The following is a 14,709-nucleotide window of genomic DNA, read 5'->3' on the forward strand; positions in this document are numbered from 1 at the left end:
CACTTTACAAAACTTTTTATTCTGATAATAATGACAGCGTTGTCATAATGGTAATACCTAATAAAGTGTATCCCAATTAGGTTAGATCTGGCCTTGCTTTGATTGCACGCGAAGTAGGGCTCAGATCCCATTTTTCCAGTAATCAACATTGAGCCAATACTATGCAAATTGTTATTTTGAATGATGCCGCAGAAGTCGCAGCCTATGGTGCCGACATTTTTTCTTCTCAGCTTAAACGTAAAGCTGAATCAGTATTGGGCTTAGCGACAGGCTCTACGCCTGTGGCACTTTATCAAGAGCTTATTCGTCGTAACCGTGAAGGTTTGGTAAGCTTTAAAGATGCAACAACATTTAATTTAGATGAATACTTAGGATTAAATGGCGAGCACCCACAAAGTTACCGCTATTTTATGAATGAGCAGTTGTTTAACCATATCGACATTGATATTGATAACACGCACGTACCTCCTGGCGATGCTAAAAACCCAATCACAGCATGCCAAGACTATGAAGCGCGTATGAGCGCAGCGGGTGGGGTTGACGTTCAGCTACTAGGTATTGGTCGTAACGGTCACATTGGTTTTAATGAACCATCGTCAGGTTTAACCTCACGTACTCGCGTTAAAACACTCACAAAAGAAACAATTGAAGATAATGCACGCTTTTTTGCAGAAGGTGAATATCAGCCTCATCTTTCTATTACTATGGGCATTGGTACTATTTTAGATGCTAAAAAAGTGGTTTTGCTCGCGACCGGCGAGAATAAAGCAGAGGCTGTGCAAGCAATGGTCGAAGGACCGCTGACCGCGTCTTGTCCAGCATCAGCACTACAAATGCATAGAGATGCGGTTATTGTCATTGATTTGGCCGCAGCGAGTAAGCTGAAAGACATCGAGTTTTATCAACATATTGAAGCTGAAAATCAAAAGCTTCAAGATTACCTTGCCTCTCTGTAGTGTGGAGTTACACTATAGTTTAAAGCCCGAAAGGGCTTTTTTTTATTCAAAATCAGACACTCAAAGATAATCATTTTAGTCCGAGGTTAGGCAAACTGTTTAGCTTTCGCGTTGCATATGGTAGCTTTAAGCAAATAACTTCGACAAGGATTAGGCTTTGCTGCATTACACGCATATGCACCTCAACCGTGCTTCAAATGAACGCAAAGATCCGCAGTGGATCGAACAACAAATGGCCAAAAACAGCCGGTGGCTTTTGATAGATAAAGATAGAAATCTGATCAATATCGAGCGCAACGAGTTGCATTTTCTCTCGTTTGAACAAGTCACACCATTTAACTTAAAGACGGCAATATTTTTAGGGCTGGATGACGCTCATAGTTATTTTGCACTTGATGTAAGCGGCACTGAACAAGTCATTAGTTTGATGCAAGACACACAGCTTGAGTTCGTAGATATGCGTCGTATAGGCCCACAACTAGAAAAGCAGATGGCGTCTGTGGGCGTTTTAGCGCGAGGTTTATGTTATTGGCACAAAACTCATCGTTTTTGTGGTCGCTGCGGTTATACCAACGTAAGTGTTGAGGCAGGTCACGCAAGAAAGTGTGAAAATAGCCAATGTGACCATATGACTTTTCCACGTACGGATCCTGCCGTTATCATGTTGATCACTCACACTTTTGATGATGGGATAGAGCGTTGCTTAATGGGTCGCCAAGCAAGCTGGCCAGAAGGCGTGTACTCAACTTTAGCTGGTTTTGTCGACCCCGGTGAAACTTTAGAACAGGCTGTCATTCGAGAGGTGAAAGAGGAAGCGGGCATTGATGTCTGTGAGGTTGAATATATCGCCTCTCAACCGTGGCCATTTCCTTCATCATTGATGCTTGGTTTTATTGGTAAAGCGAGTACGACTGATATCAGCATAGATCAGGATGATTTAGAAGATGCTCAATGGTTTAGTAAAGAAGAGCTAAATCAATTTGGTCAGTGGGGGGATGAGCGCCCAGGTAACAAGTTGACGCGAACAGATTCGATATCTCGCTACCTAGTAGAGTATTGGCGAGCAAAGTAAAGGTATCTAAATGAAAAATAACACAAAACTGGTGAGTTCAGGGCGCAAGTCACAATATACTCAGGGCGTTGTTAACCCCGTTGTGCAACGTGCATCTACCGTGGTATTTGAGTCAGTGGCAGACTTGCAGCAAGCTGCGCAAGAGCGTGGCAATCGTACTTTGTTTTACGGCCGTCGTGGTACCAATACACATTATGCGCTGCAAGATGCGATTATGGAGCTTGAAAATGGTGCCGGTTGTGCGCTTTATCCCTGTGGTGCTGCTGCGATTAGTCAGTCACTGCTATCATTTTTAAAGTCTGGCGACCACTTATTGATGGTTGATACGGCTTACGAACCAACTCGTGACTTTTGCGATAAAATCTTGGCAGGGTTAGGTATATCGACCACTTATTACGATCCAATGATTGGTGCAAATATTACGTCTCTCATTCAAGAAAACACCAAAGTTCTATTTCTAGAGTCACCCGGTTCAATCACGATGGAAGTGCAAGATGTGCCATCTTTAGTTGCAGCTGCAAAAGCGCATAATGTGATCACTATGCTAGATAATACGTATGGTAATGGTTGGCATTATAAGCCCCTAGATCATGGTGTAGATATTAGTATTCAAGCCGCAACAAAATATATTGTTGGTCATTCGGATGTGATGATGGGGGTTGCAGTGGCAAACGAACAGCACTGGCCAACTTTGCGTGAAAACTCTTATTTACTCGGACAGTGCACGTCAGCGGACGATGCCTATTTGGCGCTTCGAGGTTTACGTACCATGCCAGTGAGACTTGCGCAGCATGAAAAAGCGGCACTGCAAGTAGCAAACTGGTTGACTAAGCACCCATTGGTAGATCACGTGCGACATCCTGCGCTGGCCTCGTGTCCGGGACATGAATATTTCGTTCGCGACTTTGCTGGTAGTAACGGGTTATTCTCATTTGTGATGAAAAGTGGTACGCAAAAGGCCATTAATGTATTTTTGGACAGTCTAGAGCATTTTAAAATGGGTTTTTCATGGGGGGGCTACGAGAGCTTAGTGACCGCGACAAAAAGTGTGGCAGGGCTACGTAGTGTCACTGGTTGGTCTCAAGGGCCTATCATTCGATTGCATATCGGGTTGGAAGATGTTGAAGATTTGATAGCAGATTTGGAGCAAGCATTAGAACAATATGCGTCTCATTGCTAAAGCTTAATGAAAACGCCCACTTTTTGCTGTGGGCGTTTTCGAAGTTTCTGTGAATAGGCATGTATTAATTGTTGTTTCGACTTGTGCCAAAAATATACCCAAGCAATGCTGTAAGCGTCGGAAAAAGGACATTAAGTAATATTAATTGCAGAGTGTCAAACCAGAATGTTCTAAATGCAGTTCTTTGTGAAGCGACACTTGACAGTAGTGAGTCTACTTTTTCTAATGACTCTGCTGAAGCGCCTTTTTCTAAAGAGTGTAGCGCAGAAGTTGTTCGGAAAAATTCCAGCTCACCCCAGACAAATACGCCAATAATAATGAGTAGAAACCCAATTAATACGCCTAGAATTCCCCAAGTGAGGTAGACTCCGGCTTTTTCTTTACCAGTTAAAGGCTCAGGTTCGCTAACAGGCGCATCTTTGGGGGTTGTGTCCGTTGCTTTAGTTAAATCTAAATCCCCATTCATATTCTTAATATCCTTATAGCCTTTAATATTATGGCTCTGGGTTTACTTTCCTCACATTAGATAGTTCAGTCATTACCAGTCTATGTATATCTTTACCGTCTTTTGTAGCGGATAAAATGGTTCTATCGTGACTTGCTTCGTCGGAAGCCCAGTCTAATAAAGATAATGCGACGCGTGTTACATCACTGGATTTCTTTAGACCCAGCCTTGCTTGCAAGTTTTTCAGAAAGTTAGCGTCAATCGCAACTCTTACTTCTGTTTGGGTTGGTTCCACTGCCATAATTACTCCGAAAAATATCCGACTTTTATCCAATTATCGCGCAGTGGAATGAATGACGCAAGTTAAACCACATACCTATGAGATATGTGGTTTAACCTCATGTACAAAGTGAGAGGTAATCGTTTTTTGATAAGGGTGAAATAATAAAGGGAGCCTATTTGGACTCCCTTTATTATTTGTGAAAACGCGTGCTTAGAGAGAAGTTTTTTCCTCTAGCTCTTTTGCTGCATTTGGGTCGTTAAATACATCTAAATCAAATTCGTTTTCTGATTTCGCCACTATACAGGTGACCATGCAGTCTCCTGTTACGTTGACTGCAGTACGAGTCATATCAAGAAGGCGGTCCACACCAATGATGATTGCGATCCCTTCAACAGGTAAGCCAACCTGGTTTAGTACCATGGCGAGCATGATTAAGCCAACGCCTGGTACACCAGCTGTACCAACTGAGGCGAGCGTCGCGGTTAAAATAACCATTAGATAATCACTGATTGTCAAATCAACAGCAAAGACTTGGGCAATAAATACGGTTGCAACACCCTGCATGATTGCGGTGCCATCCATATTAATAGTTGCGCCCAAAGGTACAGTGAAAGAAGCTACAGAATTATGCGCACCCAGTTTTTTTGTTGCCGTTTCAAGTGTCACTGGCATTGTTGCGCTTGAACTAGAGGTACTAAACGCAAACATACACGCGTCTTTCATTTTGGTCAGGAACATAACCGGGTTTAAACCTGTGAGCATTTTTAAAATGATTGAATAGTTAACCAAGGCGTGAATAAACAAAGCAACAAGTACTACTAAAAAGTATTTAGCTAAGCTGAAAATCAGGCCTACATCAATTGTGGTAAATAGTTTTGCCATTAAACAGAATACGCCGTAAGGCGCTAAGTTCATAAGTAAAGTAACCAGTTTTAATACAACCACATTTAAGTCGTCGAACACTTTTGCGACACGCTTACCCGGTTCACCACTGAGCGCCATAGCAACACCAAACAGCAGCGCAAATACAATAACTTGTAGCATGTTTCCATTTGCCATTGCGTTAATCGGATTGGTTGGGAACATATTAATGATAACTTGTGCAAGCGTAGGGGCCTGACTTGCTTCAAAACTGGCATTGGTTGGTAGCTCTTGACCTACGCCGGGCGCGACGATTAAAGCAAGTGTGATTGCAACAGTGATAGCAACCGCAGTTGTTACAAGATATAAGGCGATAGATTTTCCGCCTAATCGCCCTAACTTTTTAGGGTCGCTTAGACTACAGGTACCACAGACTAAAGAAATGAAAACGAGAGGGACGACTAGCATTTTCAAACTGGCAATGAAAATTTGCCCACCCACGTGAAATAAACCATCGACGATAAAGCTTTTAACCGGGAAGTCGAACAACCCCAGTGGAATTAAATATTCTTCTTGGCCAGAAAAGAGCGCTTGAAGAAGCAGGCCCAATATAATGCCGGACACCATGCCCAGCATAATACGAGACGTGAGGCTCATTTTGTTATTTTTTTGCATATGACTAAATTTGGATTAATAGCTAATGATCTGCATAGCCTAACAGGCCAAATTAATTTGGCAAAAATTTTCGCCGAGAAATACGAAAAAACTGTGATTTTTGAGCAGTTTCTAGGGTAAGATGACAAAAAATTCAACTTCAAATTGTGCTAGGGAGAGAGGTTAATGCCTTTAATGCGCTGGTTCAGCATGATGATGCTAAGCTTGCTACTCACCGCTTGTGGCGGGGGTGGTTCGATAGAGAAAAGTACAGATGGTGGTACCGATGGTACAACTGGGCAAGACAAAGACATCGTTTTTACCGTGCAAGTTGTCGATGCTGATGGCAACGCATTGAACGAAGACAATCCTATTTCGAGCCAACGACAAGGTACAGCCAAGGCAACACTTAAAAAAGGCAACGATGCCATCACCAGCAAGCTTATTCAATTTCAAGTTAATCATGCTGGACGCTTGAGCCCTGAGTCAGGCACTGGCGCAACTAATTCTGAAGGTATCGCGACAATCACAATCGCCAGTGGTGAAAGCCGTGGTTGGGGCGAGTTAATTGCAACCTATACAGATGGTGAAGGTGTTGTTTACACAGATAAAACGGTTTTTTACTCTTCTGGTGACGAGGCTGATGCAGAAGATGACGATACGAAACTCACCATTAAGGTATTAACAGATTGCCCAGCAGGGTGGGAAAGTGAAAGAGATAATGTATCGTTAGATACGTTGTCATCAGCCTGCCAAACTTCTAACAAAATTGACGCGATTGAAGAAGTCGATGTGTTAGTTGGAGCTTCCAGTACCAAATCTGGACAGGGTGTATCTGGCGTATTAGTTAATTTAGCGGCTGATATAGGTACAATTCTGTCGGGTGACAAGAGTGTTACTGACAACTTTGGTTTTGCATTGTTCAAGTATCGTCCGCCACTGCAAGGTGGCGCTGGTCAATTAACGGCGACATTTAACGATGCCTCTACCAGCTTTGCATTTACCAGCGGTGCCGAGGATCTGTCTTTAACGATTGATAATGGTCTTCGCAAAGACAGTCAAGGTAATACGATCCCATTAGGCGCAGGTGAAACCACGCTATTAACTGTTCAGATTAAAGATCAAAATGGTCAATTGATTACCACACCTTTGGATGTGGCATTTTCATCAGGCTGTGCTGAGAGTGAAAAAGCACAGGTTGATGGCACATCTACAAGCGTAGGTGGTATTGCTTATTCAACTTATAAAAACTTGGGCTGTGATATCGCGATGGGCGATACCATCTCTGTGACCGTCTCTAAAGGTGGTAATTCGGAAACTGAACAAGTGGTTATTCCTGTTTCTCCGGCAAAACCTCAATCGATAGAGTTTTTAAATGCCAGTGAAAGCTTATTGGCGTTAAAAGGCACGGGTGGGCCACAACGAAAAGAATCATCTGAATTGTCGTTTAAATTAATTAATAGTTTAAGCGGTGGTGCAGCCAACCAGCGTATCGATTTTAGACTAAGAGCCAAACACAGTGACGCCACATTGGTGCCTACGAGTGTTAGAACAGACTCACAAGGTGAAGCGAAAGTGATTGTGAGTTCAGGGAACGTATCGTCGAGCTTTGTGGTGCAAGCTTGTTATATCCCAAATGATTTGATCCCAGCAAACAGTAATGACGAGGTAACTTGTTGGCAGGAACGTTTTGATGCGTGCAAAGCCGATTCAAAACCCGCTGATTGCCCAACGGGAACCATCACACTCGTGCAGCAAGACCAAGCAATTATGTCAGTATCTAGCCGTTTAAGTGTGACCAGTGGTTTGCCTGTTAACTCAACGATGTCTTTGTCGGTAGGGACGTTGAACACTGAGACTTTAAATATTAGTAACAAAGAAATTCCGATTACTGTCAATGTTGCCGATAGATATGGCAATTTCGTGCATGATGGCACCAAAGTTTATATTAGTGCTGAAGGTGGTGCTGTGGGTACAGTGGATGGCACGCAGTTTAATGCAGAATTAGAATGTGAAACGACAGATGGTCGTTGTAGCGCTACTTGGGTGAGCCAAAATATTATTCCATTTGTGACGAACAAACCCGCAAGTGATCCACGTAGTCCAGTAGATTGTGAGTTGCCAAATCAGGTTAATTGCTCAACAAACTACTGGGGAAATCGCGTTGACTCGTATAATCCGAAGAAGCTCTATGCGGCGAAAAAGTCATACCTTGTGGGGCAAGGTAACTCTAATCCATCGCATCAGCAAATTCTTAATGTAGGTAATAATCAGTTAAATGCCTCGGTGCTTGAAAGCACTCGAAATTGTAATCTGTATTTTGAGGACTCCGATGATCCACTTTCTGCACCTTGCATAAACGGAATTCTTAATGCTGCTCACCACAGTGATGGCGTGCCTTTAGCTGGTAGGGCAACTCTGGTAGCCATTACCGATGGCGAAGAAAACTTCAACGATGTGAATGGCAATGGTTTATTCGATTCAAATGAATTTAGTTTAGTTTACGATGTGCCAGAGGTGTTTAGAGATGACAATGAAAACGGTAATTATGAGGGAATAAATTGCGTTCCGAGTAGTGCAACTAATCCTTGTTCGCCAACCAACACCAATGCTGGTCATTTTGAGAAATTATGGGACGGCAATGGCGATGGCTCATTTACTGATAGAGATGGCAAATACAACGGCTTAAGCTGTACGGTTGCTCAGCAGCAAAACGGTCAGTGTACCAAATCGATTATCGATGTATTTGATACGGCTGAAATCATTATGTCTGGTAGTGTGCCTATTTATCGTTTTGTAGTAAGAAAAGGTAGCGCCTTAGGGAACGGTAGAACGGTACCAAGCTCATGTGCAGACGTCTTCGTCAATGGTGTTAAAGCGTTAGATTTAGAGCCATCAGGTCATTCTACTTATTGTGATGTGACGCAAATTGTATTTGCTACTGAAGACGAGACAAGCTTAATTGACAGTGCGGAAGTTTATTTATACTACAGCGATGTCAACAATAACCCACTCCCGCAAGGAACAGAAATTGCGATCAGCACGGATAATGGTTTATATACAGGGGTATCAGATGTGGTTATCCCTAGCCAGAATGATGTTGCCGCTTCGAGAATAAAATTCACTATTTCACGTGAAATTGAACCTAACCAGAAAAAGCAAGGTCAGGTTTCGTTTATATTCACTACTCCGAGTGGCGTGATAACGCCAGTCACATTGGAAATAGTCGACGCGGGCTAATGAGAAACCAAAAATGCCAGCCTTCGGGTTGGCATTTTTGTATTGATTCCTTTATATTGCGCAGCTCAAATTTGGCTTTGTACTTTTTGTATAAAATAGCAACAGTAATTGTGTAATTAATCATTAATCAGCTAAAAGATTGTATTTAAAGCTTGTAACAATAGGTGTTTGTAGATATACCTATAAATATTAATCGCCCTAGATGGGCAGTAAACTCAGACAAGATGGGTCAAAAATAGGCAGCTATGGGCAAATCGCTAGTAATTGTAGAGTCTCCCGCGAAGGCAAAAACAATTAATAAATATTTAGGTAAGGACTACATTGTAAAGTCCAGTGTCGGCCATGTGCGCGACCTACCAACCTCTGGTGCAGGTAAGACAAAAGGGCTGGCAACGAAAAGCCCCGCTGAAGTGCGCAAAATGTCGCCTGAAGAAAAAGCCGAATATAAAAAGAACAAAGACTACGCAAACCTAGTCGCTCGCATGGGTATTGACCCAGAGAAAGGCTGGGAACCACACTATGAAGTACTGCCGGGCAAAGAAAAGGTTGTACAAGAGCTCAAAAAACTTGCTGAAAACGCTGACCAAATCTATCTCGCAACCGATTTGGATAGAGAAGGGGAAGCCATCGCTTGGCACCTTGAGCAAATCATCGGTGGTGATAAAGACAAGTATAAGCGCGTAGTATTTAACGAAATTACCAAAAATGCCATTCAACAAGCATTTGAAACACCGGGTGACTTAAACACGGACATGGTGTACGCACAGCAGGCGCGTCGTTTTCTAGACCGAGTTGTGGGCTTCATGGTTTCGCCACTGCTTTGGCAAAAAGTCGCCCGAGGCTTATCGGCTGGTCGTGTTCAATCTGTTGCTGTACGTTTGTTAGTTGAGCGTGAAAGAGAAATTAAAGCGTTTATTCCTGAAGAGTTTTGGGACATTCATGCAGACGTAACCGCAAAAACACAGCCTATTCGCCTAGAAGTGACAAAACACAAGGGCGAAGCCTTCAAGCCGATTAATGAAACACAAGCCATGCAGGCTGTTTCAGTGCTTGAAAAGTGTGATTATCGCGTTGTAAAAGTTGAAGAAAAGCCGAGTAAGAGTAAGCCAAGCGCGCCATTTATTACCTCAACGATGCAGCAAGCTGCGAGTACACGTTTAGGCTATGGCGTTAAGAAAACCATGATGCTTGCTCAGCGTTTGTATGAAGCCGGTTACATCACGTATATGCGTACGGACTCAACAAACTTGTCAAATGACGCTGTGGCCATGTGCCGCGATTACATTTCAGACCAGTTTGGTGATAAATATCTGCCTAAAGAAGCGGTAAAATATAGCGCTAAAGGTAACGCTCAGGAAGCGCACGAGGCTATTCGTCCTTCAGACGTGAATGTGCTTTCTGGTCATGTAGAAGGCGTTGATGCGGATGCTAAGAAGCTATATGAATTGATCTGGCGTCAATTTGTTGCTTGTCAGATGACTGCAGCTGAATACGATTTGACAACGCTGACAGTTGCCGCTGACGATTACACACTAAAAGCCAAAGGCCGTGTAATGCGTTTTGACGGTTGGACTAGAGTTCAGCCATCGGTTCGTAAGAAAAATGAAGAAGACCAATCATTGCCTGCTGTTGCTGAAGGGGATGTGATTGATCTCGTTGCACTTGATCCTAAGCAACACTTTACCAAGCCACCGGCACGTTTCAGTGAAGCAAGCTTAGTTAAAGAGCTTGAAAAGCGTGGTATTGGTCGTCCGTCAACTTACGCATCGATTATTTCAACGATACAGGACCGTGGTTATGTACGCGTTGAAAATCGTCGCTTCTTCGCCGAGAAAATGGGTGAAATTGTGACTGACCGCTTGGTTGAAAACTTCAATGACTTAATGAACTTTGACTTTACCGCCAAGATGGAAGACAGATTGGATGATATTGCCGAAGGTGAGCGTGTTTGGACGCAAGTGCTTGATAAGTTCTATGATAACTTTAAAACACAGTTAGAAGTTGCTGCAGGCGATGAAGCCGAAGGCGGTATGCGTCAAAATACCATGGTTGAGACGGATATTGATTGCCCAACGTGTAACCGCAAAATGGGGATCAGAACAGCTTCAACAGGCGTTTTCTTAGGCTGTACAGGTTACAATCTACCACCCAAAGAGCGTTGCACAACAACCATGAACTTGGTTTCTGGTGATGAAGCAATCACAGCAGATGTGGAAGACGTTGAGACAGAAACTCTCATGCAAATGAAGCGCTGCCCAATTTGTGAAACCGCGATGGACTCGTATTTAATTGACGAATCGCGCAAACTTCACGTGTGTGGTAACAACCCTGCTTGTAAAGGTTATGTGGTTGAAAAAGGCACCTTCAAAATTAAAGGCTACGATGGACCAATTATCGAGTGTGATAAATGTGGTTCAGACATGGAGCTTAAATCTGGTCGTTTTGGTAAGTACTTTGGCTGTAGTAATGAAGAGTGTAAAAACACGCGTAAATTACTTAAGAATGGTGAGCCAGCGCCACCAAAAGAAGATCCTGTTCATTTACCTGAACTTGAGTGTGAAAAGTCAGATGCTTACTTTGTATTGCGTGATGGTGCGTCAGGCATTTTCTTAGCCGCACATACGTTCCCTAAATCTCGGGAAACGCGCGCACCTAAGGTTGCTGAATTAAAACGCTTTAAAGACAGGATTTCGCCTAAGTTTTATTATTTAGCTGATGCACCAGAAATGGACGGCGATGGTAATTTGGCTGTTGTTCGTTATTCGAGAAAAACCAAAACTCAGTATGTGATGACTGAAGTAGAGGGGAAAGCGACTGGCTGGAAAGCAACTTATGAAAGTGGCAAATGGGTCGTTGAAGACAAAGCCAGTAAAAAGAAAAAATAAAGCACAAAATAGTGACTAAATAAAAAGCCGGGTTAACCCGGCTTTTTAATTCGTGAGAATGAGGATCACGAATATATTAGATTTCAACAGATGTCACTGTTTGATAGCTGTTGCTTTGTAATTCTTCATTGACGCAATCAAGTACGTACTTTTTAAGATCTTTGGCTTCAACACCGTCGTCACTTGCCCATTCAGCACACATTTGTGTGTACTCTTGTACCAGTTCCTGAGGTGCAGCAGTTACGTCATTTGCGAAGCTATTAGCAGCGAATAAAGTGATTACTGTTGCCATACCAAGAAGTGATTTTTTCATTTTTTTTGCCTTAAGTTAATTGGACAAGCACTTTTTAAACTAAATAATCATAGATGAAAAACGAAATTATTTGCTCGTAAAGAGCAAATAAAATGATTATTGATAAGTTTAAATTGATCCCCCGATTTGTTAATTGATTCATAGGTTAACCATATAAAATCATAAGAAAATATAGGCTAAGAGTGCGCATCTTTATCGGCACGGCCACAGATAAAAGCACCGTATGAACACACGACGAAGTGCCTTGATGTATTTTGTGAAAAAATAAATTGACGAAAACTCAATTCATGTTTATTTTTTCGCGGATGTTTCAAGAAGGGCCATACTACAGCATTACGGTCAACCCAATATTAAGCAGATATTCGTAGCCTTAGGTTACGTTTTTAACTTTTTGTTGAATCTAATATTGGGAAATTTCTAATGTCAGAGCCTAGTGTTATAAGCGTAATTCCACCTATTGTGGTGTTACTCCTTGCCGTGTTACTTCGTCGCCCAATTCTTGCGCTTGTTATTGGTGCGCTGACCGGTTTAGCGTTAATTGAGCCTGCTGAGGTCCTTGCTAAATTTTCGGAAACCTCATTAAAAGTAATGGCGGATGAAACCATTGGCTGGTTGATCCTCGTATGTGGTAGCTTTGGTGCTTTGATTGCGTTGTTAGTACGTACAGGTGGTGCGCTCGCTTTTGGTCGAAGCGCATTCAAGGTTGCACACGGAAGGAAATCCTCATTACTGATGACTTATTTATTGGGCGTAGTCATTTTTATAGATGACTATCTCAATGCATTGACGGTTGGTGAAACGATGAGACGCGTTACCGACAAGTTCAAAATTTCAAGAGAAATGCTCGCCTATGTCGTTGACTCAACAGCAGCGCCTATTTGTGTATTGGTACCTCTATCAACCTGGGCGGTATTTTTCGGTGGTTTGCTGGTTGATAACGGCGTTGCGGAGCAGGGACAGGGCATCAGCACTTATATTCAAGCCATACCATATATGCTTTATGCGTGGGTTGCTGTGTTGATGGTGCCACTGGTGGTAATGGGGGTTATTCCGTTATTTGGTGCGATGAAGCGTGCTGAATTGGCGGTTCAAACAGGCCAGCCAGCGCTGGAACAAGTAGATCTCGAACAAGTACAAACGCCTGACGAATATGCTGCTAAAGCGATTGAACAAGAGTTTGAACATGCTGATGAACAAGGCAAGCTCTATAACTTCTTGGTGCCCATTACTTTACTGGTTGCGTTTACTGTTTATTTTGATATTGATGTGTGGAAAGGGTTGCTTGCTACATTGGCGGTAACTATTCCTTTTTATTTAGTGCAAAGACTCATGACGTTGGCGCAAATGTTAGAGCAAATGATTGATGGTTTTAAATGCATGTTGCCAGCAATCGGTACCGTTATCGCCGCATTTATCTTCAAAGATGTCTGTGATCAGCTCATGCTGCCACGTTACGTGATTGACTCGCTCAGCCCCTATATGACGGCGCAACTATTACCTGCAATGGTATTCCTTTCAATGGCAATTTTAGCGTTTGCTACGGGCTCTAGCTGGGGAATATTTGCGGTGACTATCCCTATTGTTATGCCTTTAGCGGTGGCGGTTGATGCCAATATACCACTGGTCATTGGTGCGTTGTTATCTGCTTCGTCATTCGGTAGCCAAGCATGCTTTTATTCCGATTCCACCGTATTAGCAGCGCAAGGCTCTGGTTGTAACTTAATTAGCCATGCGGTTACACAATTACCTTACGCACTGATAGCGGCAGTTATCGCATTTGTTGGCTTCTTGTTTATGGCTTAACGTAACAAAAAGGGCATCTTGAGGTGCCCTTAATTTGTTAAACGGCGTTTCGCTTATCTAACCCATTTTTCTCATTACATGAAAATTGCCTGCAAGTCACAATTTAATACGGCAAGTGGATAGCTCCGGTGACCAAGTACTGAAAAGGTTACCGCGTTTCTTGGCCCCAATTTCGTGGTAACAGTATGGGTTCGACCTTGATATGCTTGCTGTACCATCCCAGTGCCATCAAACCAAAACAAAGTTAAATAGGGTTCCACATATTGCCATTTACCTTTTACATCTGTTTGATTTCGGGCGAGCCATTGGCCACTTCGCTTCATTTGAATTTGCATATCGGTGTCAGCACATTCATGTGTAAACAATAACTCAGGTACTGTGACTTCACGCTTTTTGCCAGGAAAATATAACCCCATGTGACCTTGTGTATAGTAATGGTTATCTTTGCTAAACACCTGTGCGCTTATACCTTCATAACCCACACCTTTCACTACGCGCTCCACGGCACTGATAAGCGCCTGATCGCTGTCTTGAGGGTGATACAGCAAATGTGGTTGGTTATACCGTTCAGGTGATTGTAAATTTGTGAATTCATAACGAATTTGCTCTGCTTCAAGCAAGGTTTGTATTTGTGATTGTTTCGATTGAGGCAAATCATTCGCATAGATATGAATGACCGGGCTCTGGCAAGCCGCAAGCCAAAGTGGCATGAGTATATATAAAAAGTTTTTCATGATTTCATTTGATGATTACAGGTGTAATCTAATGTAATTAAAATTACACTTGTAATCAATAGTTGTTAGTGTGAAATGAACTAGTGTCTTATGCTGCTGTTAGATGATGTCGTGCTTGTCTAATCCGTAGATATTGAAAATCAATTTGATCTGTAATTTTGACAGTCTTTTACAACTTGTTTTTCTTACCTATATGCCTAACAATATGAACTTTTGTGATTAATCGGCGGGAAGTATGAGTCACTATCAACTCCCTACGACTCAAACTGACATAGGTTTATTT

At 42.6% G+C, this 14,709-nt stretch carries 11 protein-coding genes; 6 read left to right on the top strand and 5 right to left on the bottom strand.

What is annotated here, in order from left to right:
- Positions 1-161: 161 nt before the first annotated feature.
- From nagB to AC5FX4_RS09390, 3 genes are all read left to right on the top strand, one after another.
- The gene (gene nagB, locus AC5FX4_RS09380) at positions 162-956 is read left to right on the top strand and encodes a glucosamine-6-phosphate deaminase (protein ID WP_493606154.1); all 795 of its coding nucleotides are present in this window, start codon (positions 162-164) and stop codon (positions 954-956) included.
- A 175-nt stretch (positions 957-1,131) separates the two neighbouring features.
- Positions 1,132-2,028: an NAD(+) diphosphatase gene (nudC, locus tag AC5FX4_RS09385; RefSeq protein WP_493606155.1), complete on the top strand. Its 897-nt coding sequence runs from the start codon at positions 1,132-1,134 to the stop codon at positions 2,026-2,028.
- 10 nt (positions 2,029-2,038) lie between these two features.
- On the top strand, positions 2,039-3,208 hold the full coding sequence (locus AC5FX4_RS09390) for a cystathionine beta-lyase (RefSeq protein ID WP_493606156.1): 1,170 nt from the start codon (positions 2,039-2,041) through the stop codon (positions 3,206-3,208).
- A 64-nt stretch (positions 3,209-3,272) separates the two neighbouring features.
- Here AC5FX4_RS09390 and AC5FX4_RS09395 read toward each other — a convergent pair whose 3' ends face one another.
- The 3 genes from AC5FX4_RS09395 to AC5FX4_RS09405 form a co-directional block, all read right to left on the bottom strand.
- Positions 3,273-3,674: a hypothetical protein gene (locus tag AC5FX4_RS09395; protein WP_493606157.1), complete on the bottom strand. Its 402-nt coding sequence runs from the start codon at positions 3,672-3,674 to the stop codon at positions 3,273-3,275.
- Between the two features lie 28 nt (positions 3,675-3,702).
- Entirely contained in the window at positions 3,703-3,954 is a 252-nt protein-coding gene (locus tag AC5FX4_RS09400; protein ID WP_493606158.1) for a hypothetical protein, read from the bottom strand.
- A 192-nt stretch (positions 3,955-4,146) separates the two neighbouring features.
- Entirely contained in the window at positions 4,147-5,472 is a 1,326-nt protein-coding gene (locus tag AC5FX4_RS09405) for a dicarboxylate/amino acid:cation symporter (RefSeq protein WP_493606159.1), read from the bottom strand.
- Positions 5,473-5,637: 165 nt separating this feature from the next.
- Between AC5FX4_RS09405 and AC5FX4_RS09410 the strand changes: the two genes are divergently transcribed.
- Together AC5FX4_RS09410 and topA are read left to right on the top strand one after the other, a co-directional pair.
- Positions 5,638-8,691, top strand: a complete 3,054-nt coding sequence (locus tag AC5FX4_RS09410; protein ID WP_493606160.1) for a hypothetical protein — start codon at positions 5,638-5,640, stop codon at positions 8,689-8,691.
- Positions 8,692-8,936: 245 nt separating this feature from the next.
- Complete coding sequence (gene topA / locus AC5FX4_RS09415) at positions 8,937-11,576, top strand: type I DNA topoisomerase (protein ID WP_493606161.1); 2,640 nt, start codon at positions 8,937-8,939, stop codon at positions 11,574-11,576.
- A 76-nt stretch (positions 11,577-11,652) separates the two neighbouring features.
- Here the strand turns inward: topA and AC5FX4_RS09420 are convergent, their stop codons facing one another.
- A complete protein-coding gene (locus tag AC5FX4_RS09420) occupies positions 11,653-11,889 on the bottom strand; it encodes a hypothetical protein (protein WP_493606162.1) in 237 nt (78 codons plus the stop codon).
- Between the two features lie 420 nt (positions 11,890-12,309).
- On the opposite strand from AC5FX4_RS09420, the gene AC5FX4_RS09425 reads away from it, so the two are divergent.
- Positions 12,310-13,692, top strand: a complete 1,383-nt coding sequence (locus tag AC5FX4_RS09425) for a Na+/H+ antiporter NhaC family protein (RefSeq protein WP_493606163.1) — start codon at positions 12,310-12,312, stop codon at positions 13,690-13,692.
- Between the two features lie 74 nt (positions 13,693-13,766).
- Here AC5FX4_RS09425 and AC5FX4_RS09430 read toward each other — a convergent pair whose 3' ends face one another.
- Complete coding sequence (locus tag AC5FX4_RS09430; protein WP_493606164.1) at positions 13,767-14,426, bottom strand: hypothetical protein; 660 nt, start codon at positions 14,424-14,426, stop codon at positions 13,767-13,769.
- Between the last annotated feature and the right edge of the window lie 283 nt (positions 14,427-14,709).

This window comes from Pseudoalteromonas sp. ATL1 (assembly GCF_058933015.1).